This window comes from Hoeflea ulvae, assembly GCF_026619435.1.
Classification (GTDB): Bacteria; Pseudomonadota; Alphaproteobacteria; order Rhizobiales; family Rhizobiaceae; genus Hoeflea; species Hoeflea ulvae.
In genome coordinates this window covers 2,779,356-2,795,650 of record NZ_JAOVZQ010000001.1, presented here as the reverse complement: position 1 = coordinate 2,795,650, position 16,295 = coordinate 2,779,356, and the positions used below count along the sequence as shown (strand labels likewise).

15 protein-coding genes and 1 pseudogene are annotated in these 16,295 nt (G+C 62.8%); 11 read left to right on the top strand and 5 right to left on the bottom strand.

The genetic code is table 11. The annotated features are described in order from the left end of the window. The first annotated feature begins 243 nt into the window (after positions 1–243). The 9 genes and pseudogenes from OEG82_RS13195 (at position 244) to OEG82_RS13155 (ending at position 9,557) form a co-directional block, all read left to right on the top strand. A complete protein-coding gene (locus tag OEG82_RS13195; RefSeq protein WP_267612884.1) occupies positions 244–1,431 on the top strand; it encodes an MHYT domain-containing protein in 1,188 nt (395 codons plus the stop codon). A 200-nt stretch (positions 1,432–1,631) separates the two neighbouring features. After that, a complete protein-coding gene (locus OEG82_RS13190; RefSeq protein ID WP_267612883.1) occupies positions 1,632–2,498 on the top strand; it encodes an FAD binding domain-containing protein in 867 nt (288 codons plus the stop codon). A 13-nt stretch (positions 2,499–2,511) separates the two neighbouring features. Next, the gene (locus OEG82_RS13185) at positions 2,512–3,012 is read left to right on the top strand and encodes a (2Fe-2S)-binding protein (protein ID WP_267612882.1); all 501 of its coding nucleotides are present in this window, start codon (positions 2,512–2,514) and stop codon (positions 3,010–3,012) included. Further along, positions 3,009–5,439, top strand: a pseudogene (locus OEG82_RS13180) (aerobic carbon-monoxide dehydrogenase large subunit). Before OEG82_RS13185 ends, OEG82_RS13180 begins: the two are co-directional and overlap by 4 nt. Positions 5,440–5,461: 22 nt before the next feature. After that, positions 5,462–6,331: an AAA family ATPase gene (locus OEG82_RS13175; RefSeq protein WP_425497647.1), complete on the top strand. Its 870-nt coding sequence runs from the start codon at positions 5,462–5,464 to the stop codon at positions 6,329–6,331. 1 nt (position 6,332) lies between these two features. Further along, positions 6,333–7,520 carry a vWA domain-containing protein gene (locus OEG82_RS13170; RefSeq protein ID WP_267612881.1) on the top strand — a complete coding sequence of 396 codons (1,188 nt, stop codon included), beginning with the start codon at positions 6,333–6,335 and terminating at the stop codon, positions 7,518–7,520. A gap of 2 nt (positions 7,521–7,522) precedes the next feature. Continuing rightward, a complete protein-coding gene (locus OEG82_RS13165; protein ID WP_267612880.1) occupies positions 7,523–8,341 on the top strand; it encodes an XdhC family protein in 819 nt (272 codons plus the stop codon). A gap of 14 nt (positions 8,342–8,355) precedes the next feature. After that, entirely contained in the window at positions 8,356–8,940 is a 585-nt protein-coding gene (locus tag OEG82_RS13160) for an SRPBCC family protein (protein WP_267612879.1), read from the top strand. Positions 8,941–8,951: 11 nt separating this feature from the next. Further along, positions 8,952–9,557, top strand: a complete 606-nt coding sequence (locus OEG82_RS13155; protein WP_267612878.1) for a nucleotidyltransferase family protein — start codon at positions 8,952–8,954, stop codon at positions 9,555–9,557. Here OEG82_RS13155 and OEG82_RS13150 read toward each other — a convergent pair. Beyond that, a complete protein-coding gene (locus OEG82_RS13150) occupies positions 9,520–10,308 on the bottom strand; it encodes a maleate cis-trans isomerase family protein (RefSeq protein WP_267612877.1) in 789 nt (262 codons plus the stop codon). The two genes, OEG82_RS13155 and OEG82_RS13150, sit on opposite strands and share 38 nt — an antisense overlap. 197 nt (positions 10,309–10,505) lie before the next feature. On the opposite strand from OEG82_RS13150, the gene OEG82_RS13145 reads away from it, so the two are divergent. Next, positions 10,506–10,967 (top strand): Lrp/AsnC family transcriptional regulator, encoded by a 462-nt coding sequence (locus OEG82_RS13145; RefSeq protein WP_267612876.1) that lies wholly within the window; start codon positions 10,506–10,508, stop codon positions 10,965–10,967. Between the two features lie 22 nt (positions 10,968–10,989). On the opposite strand, the gene OEG82_RS13140 is transcribed toward OEG82_RS13145, so the two are convergent. Next, positions 10,990–12,192, bottom strand: a complete 1,203-nt coding sequence (locus OEG82_RS13140) for a M24 family metallopeptidase (RefSeq protein WP_267612875.1) — start codon at positions 12,190–12,192, stop codon at positions 10,990–10,992. A gap of 213 nt (positions 12,193–12,405) precedes the next feature. Here OEG82_RS13140 and OEG82_RS13135 point away from each other — a divergent pair, with 213 nt between their 5' ends. Then, on the top strand, positions 12,406–13,461 hold the full coding sequence (locus tag OEG82_RS13135) for a diaminopropionate ammonia-lyase (protein WP_267612874.1): 1,056 nt from the start codon (positions 12,406–12,408) through the stop codon (positions 13,459–13,461). Between the two features lie 16 nt (positions 13,462–13,477). On the opposite strand, the gene OEG82_RS13130 is transcribed toward OEG82_RS13135, so the two are convergent. Genes OEG82_RS13130 through OEG82_RS13120 form a run of 3 tightly spaced genes read right to left on the bottom strand, consistent with a single transcriptional unit; the run spans position 13,478 to position 16,290 of the window. Further along, the gene (locus OEG82_RS13130; RefSeq protein ID WP_267612873.1) at positions 13,478–14,305 is read right to left on the bottom strand and encodes a heme ABC transporter ATP-binding protein; all 828 of its coding nucleotides are present in this window, start codon (positions 14,303–14,305) and stop codon (positions 13,478–13,480) included. Position 14,306: 1 nt separating this feature from the next. After that, positions 14,307–15,395, bottom strand: a complete 1,089-nt coding sequence (locus OEG82_RS13125; RefSeq protein ID WP_267612872.1) for a FecCD family ABC transporter permease — start codon at positions 15,393–15,395, stop codon at positions 14,307–14,309. Then, positions 15,385–16,290: a heme/hemin ABC transporter substrate-binding protein gene (locus OEG82_RS13120; protein ID WP_267612871.1), complete on the bottom strand. Its 906-nt coding sequence runs from the start codon at positions 16,288–16,290 to the stop codon at positions 15,385–15,387. The genes OEG82_RS13125 and OEG82_RS13120 overlap by 11 nt, the downstream gene beginning before the upstream one ends. Between the last annotated feature and the right edge of the window lie 5 nt (positions 16,291–16,295).

Here is a 16,295-nt window from a genome sequence, read left to right as displayed (position 1 = left end):
CGCCTGGCGTCTTATGCTGTTCCATCCCGCTCTCCATCGCTGGCGTGTGTGGCCGCGCCCCGTTTCGATCCCCGATGTTGATCCTGTTTTGCCCATGTTACAACCGCATTGTCCTCAGGCCGGCATCTGGCCGCGGTCCTGTGCCTCTGCCCAACCGACCCGATGGAAATGCGCGAAACTATTATGCTAGCCTACCGCGATGAGCCAGGAATCGACCCGCCAGACTGACGAGGCAGCCCCGTGATGCCATCGGGTCACAATCATTATCTTGTTGCGCTGTCGGTGATCGTGGCCATCCAGGCCAGCTATGTCGGCCTGTATCTTGCGCTGCGCATCTCCGGCGCCTTTGCGCTGCACCGCCGCTTTCTGATCGCGGCCTCGGCAATCACGCTGTCGGTCGGCATCTGGAGCATGCATTTCATCGGCATGCTGTCGATGGGCATGGCCGCCCAGGTCGACTATCTGGTGCTGCCGACCCTGGTGTCGCTGCTGTTGTGCGTGCTGGTGGTCGGCATCGCCGTCTATCTGGCGAGCCTGCGGTCAAACCATCTGCTGGCCGTCGCAGCCGGCGTGATGGGGCTCGGCATTGCGACCATGCATTATGTCGGCATGATCGCGCTCAATGCCAGCGCCCGGATCAGCTATGATCCGGCCTATGTCACGGGCAGCTTCCTCATCGCCGTGACCGCCTCCGGCCTGGCCCTGTGGCTGGCCTTTTCGGCAGCGCGGCGGCCGCCGCTGTTCCTGTGCGCAAGCTTTCTGGGCTGTGCGGTGTCGGGGATGCACTACACCGCGATGGCCGGCACGCGATTCGACTTTTCGCTGTCGGGATCAAGCGCTGCAACCTCGTTCATTTCCAGCGACACCCTTGCGGTGATCGTCAGCGTCGTGGCCTTTGCGATCTCCGGCATCTTCATGCTGACGCTGGTGCCGAAGCGAAAACATTCCGACCGCGACAGCGCCGGCCCGAAGGACGCTGACGGCAACTTTGACGATTTTACTGACACCGGGTTCTCGGAACCGGCGCCAGCGGCGGATGCTGCGGCCGGCGCTGAACCGCCGAGTGATTCTGTCAAACTGCTGCCGATCGAAAAGAACGGGAACCGGTTCCACATCGCCGCCAGCGATGTGGTCTCGGTCCATGCCAACGCCCATTACACCTATGTTTTCAATGGCCGCGACGATCTTTTCTGCACGCTTTCGATCTCCGAGATCTTCGAGCGCCTACCGAAACCGGCCTTCTACCGCACCCATCGCAGCTATATCGTCAATCTGGCGCATGTCGGCCAGGTCAGGAAATCCGGCGATGCGGCGGTTGCGGAACTGGATTCGCCGGTCCGCCGGTCGGTGCCGATCAGCCGCGCGCGCGTGGCCGAGCTGCGGCAGGAACTGGCCGCCCACCAGGCGCGCAGACATTCCGGCGTTGCATGATATTTAGGTCAATATTATTGACGCAGTTCGTGCGAACAGACGGCAATTCGTGAAAATCCGGGCTTTTCATGCACGGCCGGCTGTTTCCCATGACGCCAATAGCCTCTCATGTAGGAATTGGAGCAGACGGATCGCAACACGGGCTTTGGGGCTTGTTGGGTGATCGGGTTTTGATCTGCCAAGCTTTGGGAGGAGCTGGAATGATACCTGGCGCATTTGACTATCACCGACCCGCAACGATCGAGGATGCTGTGGGGCTGCTTGCGAAGCTGGGCGAGGAAGCCAGCATTCTGGCCGGCGGTCACAGCCTGATCCCCTTGATGAAGACCCGGCTGGCTTCGCCGGAACATCTTGTCGACCTGTCCGGCATCGGCACTCTCAAGGGCATCACGGTCGAGGGCGACGACATCATCATCGGCGCCATGACCACGCAGTTCGAGCTGATCACCTCGGACACGCTCTCGCGCCACATTCCGATCATCGCCGAAACCTCGCGGCTGATCGCCGATCCGCAGATCCGCTACAAGGGCACCTTCGGCGGCAATGTCGCCAATGGTGATCCGGGCAACGACATGCCGGCGCTGATGATGTGCCTGGGCGCCAGCTATGCGGTCTCCGGCCCCGATGGCAGCCGCGACATCGCCGCCCGCGACTTCTACCAGGGCGCCTATTACACCTTGCTGGAGCCGGGCGAGATCCTGACCGCGGTGCGCATTCCCATTCCTCCCCCGGGCCATGGCTATGCCTATGAGAAACTCAAGCGCAAGGTCGGCGACTACGCCACCGCCGCGGCAGCCGTGGTGCTCACCATGGCGGGCAACACGTGCGCCAGCGTTTCCATCGGCCTGACCAATGTCTCCGAAACCCCGCTCTGGGCCTCCGATGCTGCAGAGCTTCTCATCGGCACCAGCCTCGACAAGTCATCGGTGGACGCCGCCGTGGCCGCTGCCGAAGCGATCACCAATCCGGCATCCGACATGCGCGGGCCGGCGGAGTATCGCACCAAGATGGCAGGCGTCATGCTGCGGCGCGCAGTCGAGCGGGCCCAGTCCCGCGCCAGAGCTTGAGGGGGAAATTGCAATGACAAAATCGCATATCGAACTGACCATCAACGGCAAGAAGGTCGAGGCGCTGGTCGAACCGCGCACCTTGCTGATCCACTTTCTGCGCGAACAGCAGAACCTGACCGGCGCCCATATCGGCTGCGACACCGGCCACTGCGGCGCGTGCACGGTCGACATGGATGACATGTCGGTGAAAAGCTGCATGACATTTGCGGTGCAGGCCAATGGCACCGACATCACCACCATCGAGGGCGTGGCCAATTCCGACGGGACGCTGAGCGCGCTGCAGGAAGGTTTTCGCATGATGCACGGGCTGCAATGCGGTTTCTGCACGCCGGGAATGATCCTGCGGGCGCACCGGTTGCTGCAGGAAAATCCGGCGCCGACCGAGGACGAAATCCGCCACGGCATTTCCGGCAATCTCTGCCGCTGCACCGGCTACGTCAACATCGTCAAATCGATCCAGTATGCCGCCGCGAAAATCAACGGCACCCCGTTCCAGGAGGCTGCAGAATGAACGACCAGACCAAGATTGATCAGGACCGCGCCGAGCGCACCGAAAAACTCCAGGGCATGGGCTGCAAGCGCAAGCGGGTCGAAGACGTTCGCTTCACGCAAGGCAAGGGCAGCTATGTCGATGACCTGAAATTGCCCGGCATGCTGTTTGGCGATTTTGTTCGCTCGCCGCACGCCCATGCACGGATCAAGAGCATCGACACCAGCCGCGCCAAGGCCTTGCGGGGTGTCGTGGCCGTGCTAACTGCCGCCGATCTCAAGCCGCTGGGCCTGCATTACATGCCGACACTGGCCGGTGACGTGCAGGCGGTTCTGGCCGAGGATAAGGTGCTGTTCCAGAACCAGGAAGTGGCCTTCGTCATTGCCGAAGACCGCTATATCGCCTCCGACGCCACCGAACTGGTCGATGTCGATTACGAGGCGCTGCCCTGCATTGTCGATCCGTTCAGGTCGATGGACGAGGATGCGCCGATCCTACGCGAAGACATCCAGGACAAGATGGAAGGTGCGCACGGCCCGCGCAAACATCCCAACCACATTTTCGAATGGAAGATCGGCGACAAGGAAGAGACAGACGCGGTCTTCGCCAATGCCGATGTGACCATCAAGGAAATGCTGGTCGATCACCGCACCCATCCCTCGCCGCTGGAAACCTGCCAGTCGGTGGCGTCCTTCGACAAGGTCAAGGGTGAGCTGACATTGTGGGGCACGTTCCAGTGCGCCGCACGTGATACGCACCGTGGTGTCGCTGATTTCGGGCCTGCCCGAACACAAGATCCACGTCATCGCGCCCGATATCGGCGGCGGCTTTGGCAACAAGGTCGGTGCTTATGCCGGCTATGTCTGCTCGGTTGTCGGCTCCATCGTGCTCGGCGTGCCGGTCAAATGGGTCGAGGACCGGATGGAGAACCTCTCCACAACATCCTTTGCCCGCGACTATCACATGACCACCGAACTCGCCGCCACCAGGGACGGCAAGATCCAGGCCATGCGCGTGCATGTGCTGGCCGATCACGGCGCTTTTGACGCCTGCGCCGACCCTTCGAAATGGCCGGCAGGCTTCATGAACATCTGCACCGGGTCCTATGACATCCCGACGGCACATCTGGCGGTCGACGGTGTCTACACCAACAAGGCCTCGGGCGGAGTTGCCTATCGCTGCTCGTTCCGCGTCACCGAAGCGGTGTTCGCCATCGAGCGCGCGGTGGAATTGCTGGCGCAGAAGCTCGGCATGGATGCGGCTGAACTGCGCATCAAGAACTTCATCAAGCCAGAGCAGTTCCCCTACCAGTCGGCTCTCGGCTGGGAATATGACAGCGGCGACTATCACACCGCCATGAAGAAGGCGATGGACACCATCGGCTACAAGGAGTTGCGCGAAGAACAAGCGGAAAAACGCGAGGCGTTCAAGCGCGGCGAAACCCGCGAACTGATGGGGATCGGCATCTCGTTCTTCACCGAGATCGTGGGAGCAGGACCTGCCAAGAACTGCGACATTCTCGGCATCGCCATGTTTGATTCGGCCGAAATCCGCATTCACCCGACCGGATCGGTGATTGCCCGCATGGGCACCAAGAGCCAGGGTCAGGGCCACGAAACCACCTACGCCCAGATCATCGCCACCGAAATTGGCATCCCCGCCGACGACATCATGATCGAGGAAGGCAACACCGACACAGCACCCTATGGTCTTGGCACCTACGGCTCGCGTTCGACTCCTGTTGCCGGCGCGGCGACGGCGGTGGCTGCCCGCAAGATCAAGGCAAAAGCCCAGATGATCGCCGCCCACATGATGGAAGTGCATGAGGGCGATCTCGAATGGGATGTGGACCGGTTCCGGGTCAAGGGATTGCCGGAGAAGTTCAAGACCATGAAGGAAATCGCCTGGGCTGCCTACAACAGCCCGCCGCCAAACATGGAGCCAGGTCTGGAGGCGGTCAATTACTACGAACCGCCGAACATGACCTATCCGTTCGGCGCCTACTTCTGCGTCATGGACATCGATGTGGACACCGGCGTTGCCAAGACGCGGCGTTTCTATGCGCTTGATGATTGCGGCACCCGCATCAACCCGATGATCATCGAGGGCCAGGTGCATGGCGGTCTGACCGAGGCCTTTGCCTGCGCCATGGGCCAGGAAATCCGCTACGACGAGCAGGGCAATGTCATGGGCGCGTCGTTCATGGATTTCTTCCTGCCAACCGCCGTCGAGACGCCGCACTGGGAAACCGACCACACCGTCACACCTTCGCCGCACCATCCGATCGGCGCCAAGGGCGTGGGTGAAAGCCCCCATGTCGGCGGTGTGCCCTGCTTCTCCAACGCCGTAAACGATGCCTATGCCTTCCTCGGCGCCGGTCACATCCAGATGCCGCATGATGCCTGGCGGCTGTGGACCGTCGGCGAGAAACTCGGTCTGCACGCATAGTGTCGAGGAAATTCCGGTGAGGATCCCGCAGGAACAGGTCGCCACACAACTGGCCGCGGTCGGGTACATTCCCGATCGCGACCTGGCGATGGCTTTGTGGCTGATGGAAAGCCTCAAGCGGCCGCTGCTGCTCGAGGGCGAGGCAGGCGTCGGCAAGACCGAAGTGGCGCGCGCTCTGGCGCATGCCCACGACACCAGGCTGATCCGGCTGCAATGCTATGAAGGGCTCGACCAGAGCGCAGCCCTTTATGAGTGGAACTACCAGCGGCAGTTGCTCGCCATCAAGGCGCGCGAAGGCAGTGATGCCTCGGCTGTGGAAGAACACATTTTCAGCGAGACCTATCTGCTGGAACGGCCGTTGCTGGCCGCGATCCGGCAGGACAAGCCCGCCGTGCTGCTGATCGACGAGGTCGACCGGGCGGATGAGGAATTCGAGGCCTTTCTGCTCGAACTGCTGTCGGATTTTCAGGTTTCCATCCCCGAACTCGGGACCATCACGGCGACCACCATTCCCCGCGTCATCCTGACGTCGAACGGCACCCGCGAGCTCAGTGATGCGCTCCGCCGGCGCTGTCTCTATCATTATGTCGACTATCCCGATGTCGATCGCGAAGCCCGGATCATCCTGTCGCGCCTTCCCGGCATCGACACCGATCTGGCGCTGCAGATCGCCAATATGGTCAGCCTGATCCGCAAGGAAGATCTGCGCAAGTCTCCTGGTGTCGCCGAAACGCTGGACTGGGCGGCGACCCTTGCCGGGCTGGAGATCCGCCACCTGCGCGACGATCCGGAAACCGTACACGAGACGCTGATGTGCCTGATCAAGACCGCCGAGGACACAGCGCGCATGACCCGCGAAGTCTCCGACCGGCTGCTTGGCAAGGTGGCCTGAGATGAGCGCCGCCCTGGAAATGGAAAACCCGATTGGAGCAGGTGCGAGGACAAAGCTCAATGGCTTCGTCCATGTTCTGCGCGATAACGGTTTCGTTGTTGGCCTGGCCGAAACCCGGGATGCGCTGACGGTACTGGCAAGCCCGGATGCCGCACGCCCCTCGCGCTTGCGGCCGGCCTTGAGAGCCCTGTTCTGCAGCCGGCAATCCGACTGGCAGAAATTCGACGAGCTGTTCGACGCGTACTGGCTCCAACGCGGAATGAAGTCGGCAACCCGCATCTCCGGCGCACCGCAGACATCGCCGCCCGGTCTGCAGACCCAGGCAGCGGGCCAGCGCGGCTTTGGCGAAAGCGACCAGGCCGACCATGTCGAGCGCGGCGAAGGCAGCGAAGTGTCCGAAACCGGCCAGTCCAAGCGCGAAGGCGCGTCCCGCACGGAGCTGTTGTCGAAAACCGATTTCCGCCACCTCACCCAGCCCGAGGATCTGGAGGCGGCACATCAGCTTGCCGAACGCCTGGCCAGGAGCATGCGTGCGCGGCTGACGCGCAGGATGCATGCACGGCGCTCCGGTCAACGGCTGGATCTACGCCGGACCATCCACAAGAGCATCGCCCATGGCGGCACGCCGCTGGAGCTGGTGCGGCGCAAGCGCAAGGACAAGCCGCTGCGCCTCGTCGTGCTGCTTGATGCATCGGGCTCGATGAACCTCTATTCGGCTGTCTTCCTGCGTTTCATGCACGGCGTGCTCGACAGTTTTCGCGAAGCCGAAGCCTTCGTCTTCCACACCCGCCTGATCCACATCTCGCCAGCGCTGAAAGAACGCAATCCGCAGCGCGCCATGGAACGCATGTCGTTGCTGGCTCAAGGCACCGGCGGCGGAACCCGCATCGGCGAAAGCCTCGCCACCTTCAACCGCTGGCACGCCAAGCGCTGCATTCATTCGCGCACCTGCGTGATGATCGTCTCGGACGGCTACGACACCGGTCCGGCTGAAAATCTCGGTGTCGAGATGCAGGCATTGCGCCGCCGCTGCCGCCGCATTGCCTGGCTCAATCCGATGATCGGCTGGCAGGGCTATGCGCCGGAGGCTGCCGGCATGAAAGCGGCCCTGCCCCATATCGACCTGTTCGCCCCGGCCCACAATCTCGACAGTCTCGAAGCCCTTGAACCCTATCTGGCAAGGATATGACCATGCCGCGGCAATCCGACATTCTCGATCTGATCAGCGATTACAAATCGAAGGGCGAACCGTTTGCGCTGGCAACCGTGGTGCGTACGGTGTCGGTGACGGCGGCCAAGGCCGGCGCCAAGGCGGTGATCCGCGCCGACGGAACCATCACGGAGGGCTGGATCGGCGGCGGATGCGCCCGCGGCGCCGTGCTCAGGGCCGCACGCGAGGCGCTTGTCGACGGCCAGTCGCGGCTTGTCAGCATCCAGCCCGACGAGCGACTGAGCGAGCATCAGGTCAAATCCGGCGAAACCCGTGATGGGGTCGTCTACGCCAAGAACATGTGCCCGAGCCAGGGAACCATGGATGTGTTTGTCGAGCCGGTGCTGCCGCGGCCGAACCTGCTGATCTGCGGCGCCTCGCCGGTTGCCATTGCGCTGGCCGATCTGGCCCGGCGCATGGGGTTCTTCATCACCGTGTGTGCGCCTGCGGCCGATCACACCGGTTTCGGCGAGACCGACCGCCTGATCGACGGTTACGCGATTCCGGCCGATGGCAGCGAGCGCGACTATGTGGTGATCGCCACCCAGGGGCGCGGCGACAGCGCTGCACTCAAGGCCGCGGTGGAGGTGCCGTCCAAATATCTGGCCTTTGTCGGGTCGCGCAAAAAGGCTGCCGCCCTGAAAACCGAACTGGCCAAATCCGGTGTATCATCATCACAGCTTGAAACCATTCATGCGCCGGCGGGCATCGATATCGGTGCCATCACGCCTGACGAAATCGCGTTCTCGATCGTGGCGGAAATGATCGAAATCCGCCGCCGCGGCCAACGCACACTCTGACAAGGACAGATCAGATGGAAATGAACGGATCACAGCGCATCGAAGCTTCTCGCGAAGTGGTTTATGCCGCACTCAACGATGTCGACGTCCTGCGGCAATGCATTCCCGGTTGCCAGTCCATCGAGAAGACCTCGGACACCGAGATGAACGCCAAGGTGACCTTGCGCGTCGGCCCGGTGAAAGCCAGCTTTGCCGGCAAGGTAACGCTGTCGGATCTCGATCCGCCAAACGGCTACACCATCAGCGGCGAAGGTTCTGGCGGCATGGCCGGTTTTGCCAAGGGCGGTGCGAAGGTCGATCTGGTTGCCGATGGCGACGACGCCACCATACTCAATTATGACGTCCAAGCCCAGATCGGCGGCAAGATAGCCCAGCTCGGCAGCCGGCTGATTGACGGCACGGCCAAGAAACTGGCCGGCGATTTCTTCGAAAAATTCAGCGAGATTGTCGGCCCGCAACAACCCGCTGAAGCAGCGGAGCCGGAAGAGGTCGCGGAGAAGAAGGGCTGGGTTGGCCGCTTGCGCGATCTCGCTCTGAGAGCTGACGAAGCCCCGGTCGGCGCGGCCAGCCCGGCGGGGCGGCCGCGACCGGAGATATGAGGAGCGATGCGATGCATGACACGGCGGCGATCGTTCTGGCGGCTGGCCTGTCGCGCCGGATGGGAGACGTCAACAAGCTGCTGATCGAGATCAACGGCACCGCGATGATCCGCGCCACGGTCTCGGCCTGTGCGGCGGTCTGCGATGCGCCGGTGACCGTCGTGACCGGTCACCAGGCAGCCATGATCGTGCAGGCGCTTGCCGGCCTGAATGTCAGGTTCATCCACAATCCGGATTACGCTGCCGGACAGGCAGGCTCGGTGGTGGCGGGACTGAAAGCCGCCCCGCAGGCAGAGACGACCTTGATTGTTCTGGGCGATCAACCCTTGCTGGACGCCCAGGCACTGACATTGCTTCTCAAGGCGCACCGGGCCAGCGACCGCAGCCGCATCACGATACCGGTCCATGGCACCGATCGCGGCAATCCGCTGGTCATCCCGCATCTGTTGAAAGCTGCGCTGATGGCGGACAGGGCAAATCCCGGCTGCCGCAAATTCACCCGCGACAATCCCGACAAGGTCAATCCGGTGAGCTTTGATAGCCCTGCCTTTTTCACCGATCTCGACACTCTGGACGACCTCAGGCGGTTTGAAGCGGATCCGTCGCGGCCGAAGTGACTGCATCTCCTTGACTGCAGCCCGACAAAAGCTTGCCGAACCCGGTCTGAGCTGGCGCAATGCCTGAAAGCCGGCACATGTGCCAGGCCAGCACCTGGTTGCTGGACAAAACCGGCTTTCCCAGCCTCTCTTCAGTTGCGGAAAGTACGTCGAGCGTACGTAGATTGGTACAGGAGATGAAGACCGCTTCCGCATCCGGGTCACTTCCGAGTTGCACGGCGGCCTCAAGGATGGACGCCGGGGCAATCCGGGCGACCACCGCTTCCTCGCCGGTTTCGAACGAGCCGAAGACCGGCGTCCGGATGCCGTTTTGCGCCAGCACCGCGCGCATGCCGGTTGAGACCTCCTCGACATAGGGCGACAGAAACGCCAGGCGCGCCAGGCCGAAATGCCGGCAGGCGGCCATCAGCGCCGAAATCGGCTCGGTCACCGCTCTGGCGGTGGTGCCAGAACGGACAAGTTCGCCGACGCGGTCGATGCCGATCACCGAGGTTCCGGAGGTGCAGCCATAGCCGACGGCGTCAAAGCTGACAGACGCGGGAAACAGCTTCGCGCTCTGTCCGATATGATCGGCCATGGCAGCCAGGCTTTCGGTCGTCACCTCCCGGCCGCTCGGCACCCGTGAGACATGCAGTGTCGCCGCCTGTGGCATGATCCGGCGAAACTCGGTCTCGATTGTTTCGTCGGCCTGCAGAACAACCAGTCCCAGACGGGCCTCGTCGCGGCGCTCGGTTTCAAATGCCATTGCCATTGTCGGCTACCTCTCAAGACCCGAAATCCAAGCCGGAGCTGTCACACCGGGAACAAGGCAATTGGCCTTTGACAATTCCTTGCCGCGTAATGCTGAATATCATGCTAGCAAAGAACAGTGACGGATATTCCCGAAATGCCCGGGTGATGTGAGAATTTCCATCATCACCGCGGCCAGGTTGACCGAGTGAAGGCAGCATGAAAATCCCGAAATCGGATCAGACGATCCTGCGCATGTTGCAGGCCAATTCGCGCGAAAGGCTGGAAACCATCGCGGTGGAAACCGGCCTGTCGGTTGCCACCGTGCAGCGCCGCATTCGCACCATGAAATCGGACGGCACGATCATGGCGGAGTGCGCGTTGATCAATCCGAAGTCGGTCGGCTATGCGATGACCTTCCTGATCCTTGTCGAGCTCGAGCATGAACGCATCGACCAGATCGACGCGTTCCGCCGCAAGGCCAGAGCCGAGCCGCAGGTGCAGCAATGCTATTATGTCACCGGTGAAGCCGATTTCGCGCTGATCGCACTGGCGAGGGACATGGAGGATTACGAGCAGCTGACCCACCGGCTGTTCTTCCAGGATTCCAACGTCAAGCGCTTCCGCACATCGGTGGTCATGGACCGCACCAAGGTTGGCCTGGATGTGCCGCTGGACTGAGCGGTGGCGGGGCTCGCCGCATTCAGGCGGGGATGACGGGCATGGATTGCGGCGCGGGCCGGGTCAATAGCTTTGCGCCATCGGCAGTCACCACCAGGTTTTCTTCATGCACCATCATCCGGCCGGCTGCGAGATCGAGCGACGGCTCAAGTGTCAGCACCATGCCGGGTTGCAGCACGGTGTGGTCATCGGGTGTGATTGACGGCCATTCGGTCAGTTGCATGCCGAGGCCATGGCCCATCCGGCCGACGCCGCTGCCGCCGGCAAACTCCGCGTCGATGACGCCCTGCATAGCGCGGTGAAGCTCGGCGCAGGTTGCATCCGGTCGCGCGGCCTGCAGCCCGGCCTCGGCGGCATCCAGCAGCACGCGATAGGCTTTGCCGGCATGCTCGGGCACATGGCCAAAGGCGAAATTGCGGTCAAAATCACAGAAATAGCCGTCGAAGACCGCGCCGGTATCAAGCATCAGGATATCGCCGGCGCGCACAGGGCGCGGCGATGGCGGCGAGATGATATCCGTGTAACCGCCCGGCCCCGCGCCGCCCACCAGATAGTCGACATCGTCAATGCCGCGCTCCAGGCAGGCGATCTTGAAACGGCGAAAGATCTCGATCTCGCTCATTCCCGCCACCAGCATCTCCGGCAAGGCCTCGAATACATCGGAGACGATTGTGCAGGCACGGGCGATTTTTTCCACTTCGGCCGGCGACTTGATCATCCGCAGGCTCTTGATCACGCCAGTTGCATCGGCAAACGCGATGCCGGGCAGCTGCGCCTGCAGGCGGCGGTAATCGCCCAGCGGCATGCGCAGATGCGTTTCCGGCCCTTCCGGCATGCCGATGCGGGCGTTCGGCCCGAAGAGCTCGCGCAGTGCATCCGCCAGAGCCGAGACGCCTTCATCCTGCGGCTGCGGTGACTCCCAGCAGCGCACATCATCGAGCCAGGTGGCCTGCAGACAGGCGCGGCCGATCGATGGCACCACCGCGACGGGATTGCCGGATGCCGGCACCAGCAGGAACCAGGGCCGCGTCGGGCTCAGCCAGAAGCGGGACAGGAAACCGGTGAAATAGCGAAATTCCGCTTCGGTGGTCAGCAACAGCCCGTCGAGCCCCGCCGCCGCCATCGCCGTCTGTGCGCGGCTCAGGCGCGCTTCGAATTCCGCCGGAGGAAAGCCGCGGGCGGGAACATGATCGTCGGCAGGTGCAGGATCGTAATTCTCGCTCATGACACTCGCATTCAGGCCGGAGTCCTGGTTTCATGCGTCCGCGCGCCGCTTCTCTACCAGACTTGGCGGCTTTGCGGCACGGGACTATCGGACAGAGTATGCTGGTTTCGCCTGACCGGGAAGCATCAGTACGCTGACGCTATGTGCCGCATTTTCTCATAGCGACCGAAATTTTGATGGTTTGCGGTCGAAGGGCTGGCCTATCCTGCGGCCATGAGACTTGAAAACACCAGATCGAACCCGCCGGGCGTCAAACGCCTGTTCCGCACCGAGCCGGATCGTCCGCTGGCGATGTTGCAGCAGTGCCCGGCCTATCGGCCCACGCCCTTGCACAGCATGGCGGATCTTGCCGCTGAACTCGGCATTGGCGCACTGATGGTCAAGGATGAAACCCGGCGGATGGGGCTTGGCAGCTTCAAGGCGCTTGGCGGCGGCTTTGCTGTGGCGCAGATGATTGCCGACGCCTCGGGCAGTCCCGATCTCGACAGCGAACAGGCCCGCACCACGGCGGCAACCATGACCTTCATCACCGCCAGTGCCGGCAATCACGGCCTGTCGGTCGCAGCCGGCGCGCGGATATTCGGGGCACGCGGCGTCATCGTGCTGTCGAGCGCAGTTCCCGAAGGCTTTGCCGAGCGCATTCGCAAGACCGGATCCGACGTCATCCGCGTCGACGGATCCTATGAGGACAGCGTCGACCATGCGATTGCCGCAGCCGAACGGAATGGCTGGCTGCTCCTCGCCGACGGTTCCCGGGAGGGATATATCGAGCGCCCTGCCCTGATCATGGAAGGCTATACCGTGATAGCGGAAGAGTGCCGGCGCGCGTTTGAGACAAGCGGAAACTGGCCGACACACGTGTTCGTGCAGGCCGGTGTCGGCGGACTGGCTGCGGCAATGGCCGCCCATATCCGCACGCATTGGCGGACAAAGCCGCAGATCATTGTCGTCGAGCCGGACGCAGCTCCCTGCCTGCTGCAGAGCGTCAAGGCCGGCAGGCTCACGCGTGCCGAGGGGCCGGAATCCAACATGGGCCGGCTTGACTGCAAGGATGCCTCGCTGATTGCCTTCGAGGCGCTGCGCCACGATGCAGACGTCTTTGTCACGGTCACGAATGAGGAGGCAGCAGCAGCGGCGCGTGAATATGCCAGCCACGGGATCGAGACCACACCCAGCGGCGCGGCGCCGCTTGCAGCACTGAAGCAGTTTGCCGCCGGGACCGATACGCGCTGCCTGTTGTTCGCCACCGAAGGGCCGGAAACGGCCTGATCCGGGTCTTTTGCCGTCAATCCCGCACTCCGACTGCAGCCAATGGGCCCGAGGCCTGAACCGCAGCCCCTATGCGTGGCAGCACGAAGAAATCCATGCCCGGCGGTATGTCGCCAACGGCCATCGGGCAGCCATAGACCGTTTCGAGATTGGCCGCAGTAAGAACCTGCCGCGGTGCGCCCGAGGCATAGACCCTGCCCCTGTTCATCAGCACGACATGATCGGCATAGTGCCCGGTCAGATTGAGGTCATGCAGGATCGCGACCACGCCACCGCCGCCATCGGCATATCGCCGGGCGATCTGCATGATCTGCAACTGATGCTTGATGTCGAGACTGGAAATCGGTTCGTCGAGAAACAGGCAGCGGGGCTCACCCTCAAACACCGGCTCCCAGACCTGGGCCAACACGCGGGCCAGTTGCACCCGCTGCTGTTCGCCGCCGGACAATTCCTGGTACAATCGCCCGCCAAACCCCTCCATGTCGACCGCGGCCAGCGCCTGCCGGATCCGCGCCGGAACATCGACCTGGGTCTGTATCCCCATGGTCAGTCCCAGCCTGACCACCTCGTGCACGGTGAAGGGAAAGGACAGGTTGGCCGCCTGCGGCAGCACGCCACGCATGCTGGCCAGCTGCATCGGCCGGGCGCTTGAAATGTCGATGTCGTTGAGACTGACAGTGCCGGTGAACCCGATTTCACCGGTGAGCGCCTTGAGCAGAGTGGTCTTGCCCGAGCCGTTTGGCCCGATAATCACGGTAAACTGGGACTTTGCCGCCGACAGGTCGACGCCATGCAGAATGGCTGCCTTGCCAAGACGGACATGAATGTTTCGTGCTTCCAGCATCTCAGATATCCATCAGTCCACGCCTGCGCAACAGGATCCAGAGAAAGAACGGTGCGCCGATGGCAGCCGTGACAATTCCGATCGGCAATTCGGCCGGCGCCACGATCTGCCGCGCGATCGCATCGGCAAGCAGCAGCATGATCGCGCCGAGCAATCCGCAGGCCGGCAGCAGGAAGCGGTGATCCGGACCGATCATCAGGCGCAACAGATGCGGCACGACGATGCCGACAAAACCGATGCCGCCGGAGACTGCGACCGCAGCCCCGGTCGCGGCCGCGACCAGAACGATCGCCAACCGCTTGAAGATCTGGACATTGACGCCGAGATGATGCGCGGTGGCCTCGCCCAGCGTCATCGCATTGAGCCCGCGCGCCATGAATGGCGCCAGGATCAGGATCGGCACGATGATCGGCGCCACGGCGAAAACCTTGGGCCATGTTGCGCCGGCAATCGAGCCCAGGCCCCAGAAGGTCAGGTCGCGCAACTGCTCGTCATCGGCCCGGAAGATCAGCATGCCGGTGAAGGCATTTGCCAGCGCGCCGAGTGCGATTCCGGCCAGCAACATGGTTGCCACCGAGGTGCTGCCGCTGCGGGTCGAAATCCGGTAGAGCGCGAAGGTGAACATCAGGCCGCCCAGGAATGCCGCGAACGGGACGTGATATATCCCGAACAGGGCCGCGACCGGTGCCAGAACCCCGGTGCCAAGCACGATGAAGCTCACCGCGCCCAGGCTTGCCCCGGCAGAGACGCCAACAATTCCGGGGTCGGCAAGCGGGTTGCGAAACAGACCCTGCATCACCGCACCGGACACGGCGAGACAGGCGCCGACCATCATGCCGAGCAATATGCGGGGCATGCGGATGTCCATGATGATCACGCGTTCGACGGCACTGATCAGATGGTCCTGGCCCGACACCAGCGCCCAGGCCACGGAGGACGCCGAGGTATCGGTGGCTCCGGAGCCGAGGCTCAAAACCGCCGTGACAAGCAGGATGAGGAGCAGGCACACCATCATCCTGCGGGCAAGAGCCGTGCGGTCTCCCTCGGGTTCGCGCAGCCGGTTCATCGTGGCGTCGAGACTAGTGCTCATGGCCGGCAAGCGCGTCTGACAGTTGCGCAATCGCCTCGCCGGTGCGTGGACCAAAGCCAAGCATCAACAACCCGTCCATGCGAATGATCCGGCCATTCCTGACCGCCGGCGTGGTGGACAGTGCCGGGTGCGCCTCGATCAGCGCGTTGACGGCTTCGTGATCGGCGGATTCTCCGCGCCCGTTCATCATCAGGATGATGTCGGGGGCCGCATCGATGACCGCCTCATTGCTGATCTCCTTGTAGCCATCGAAGGCAGTGATGACGTTTTCGCCGCCGGCCAGCGCAATGATGTTGTCAGCCGCGGTGTTCCTCCCCGAGGTTCTGATCTTGTCATCGGTCAAGGCAAGCACGAACATCACTCTCGGCGCCTCGCCCTGGGCTGCCTGACGTGCACGGGATCTGGCAATGTCGGCTGCGACCTTCTTCTTCAGCGCCTCCCCCTTGTCGACCACACCCAGTTCGGCGGCGATGATGGTGATGTTCTCGTCAATGCCTGAAAGGGTGAACTCGTCCGGAACATCCACCCAGCGCACGCCGGTGCTCTTGAGCACTTCGACCGCTTCCGGCGGGCCATTGTTCTCGCGCGCCAGGATCAGATCCGGCTTGACCGACAACACACCCTCGGGCGAGAGCGCACGGATATAGCCGACATCGGGAAGGCCGTTGGCTTCAGGCGGAAAGGTGGAGGTCGAATCGCGACCGACCAAGCGGTCCTGTTCGCCAAGCGCGTAGACGATTTCGGTGACGGCGCCGCCGATGGCGAGAACCCGTTGCGGCCCCTGCTCCGCGGCCGTTGCCGATGTCAGCGCCGACAGGCATGTGACGGCAAATACCAGGAAGGACGCCATGGTGTTGCGGCTCGGGTTGTCCCGGCCAATCAGTTGAATAGGCATTGTCA

Excerpts from the sequence above, each read along its gene's own strand:
- OEG82_RS13120 (WP_267612871.1), bottom strand. The coding sequence starts at position 16,290 with ATGCCTATTCAACTGATTGGCCGGGACAACCCGAGCCGCAACACCATG.
- OEG82_RS13170 (WP_267612881.1), top strand. The coding sequence starts at position 6,333 with ATGAGCGCCGCCCTGGAAATGGAAAACCCGATTGGAGCAGGTGCGAGG.
- OEG82_RS13150 (WP_267612877.1), bottom strand. The coding sequence starts at position 10,308 with ATGGCAATGGCATTTGAAACCGAGCGCCGCGACGAGGCCCGTCTGGGA.
- OEG82_RS13125 (WP_267612872.1), bottom strand. The coding sequence starts at position 15,395 with ATGAGCACTAGTCTCGACGCCACGATGAACCGGCTGCGCGAACCCGAG.
- OEG82_RS13145 (WP_267612876.1), top strand. The coding sequence starts at position 10,506 with ATGAAAATCCCGAAATCGGATCAGACGATCCTGCGCATGTTGCAGGCC.
- OEG82_RS13160 (WP_267612879.1), top strand. The coding sequence starts at position 8,356 with ATGGAAATGAACGGATCACAGCGCATCGAAGCTTCTCGCGAAGTGGTT.
- OEG82_RS13165 (WP_267612880.1), top strand. The coding sequence starts at position 7,523 with ATGCCGCGGCAATCCGACATTCTCGATCTGATCAGCGATTACAAATCG.
- OEG82_RS13185 (WP_267612882.1), top strand. The coding sequence starts at position 2,512 with ATGACAAAATCGCATATCGAACTGACCATCAACGGCAAGAAGGTCGAG.
- OEG82_RS13195 (WP_267612884.1), top strand. The coding sequence starts at position 244 with ATGCCATCGGGTCACAATCATTATCTTGTTGCGCTGTCGGTGATCGTG.
- OEG82_RS13155 (WP_267612878.1), top strand. The coding sequence starts at position 8,952 with ATGCATGACACGGCGGCGATCGTTCTGGCGGCTGGCCTGTCGCGCCGG.
- OEG82_RS13140 (WP_267612875.1), bottom strand. The coding sequence starts at position 12,192 with ATGAGCGAGAATTACGATCCTGCACCTGCCGACGATCATGTTCCCGCC.
- OEG82_RS13130 (WP_267612873.1), bottom strand. The coding sequence starts at position 14,305 with ATGCTGGAAGCACGAAACATTCATGTCCGTCTTGGCAAGGCAGCCATT.
- OEG82_RS13190 (WP_267612883.1), top strand. The coding sequence starts at position 1,632 with ATGATACCTGGCGCATTTGACTATCACCGACCCGCAACGATCGAGGAT.
- OEG82_RS13135 (WP_267612874.1), top strand. The coding sequence starts at position 12,406 with ATGAGACTTGAAAACACCAGATCGAACCCGCCGGGCGTCAAACGCCTG.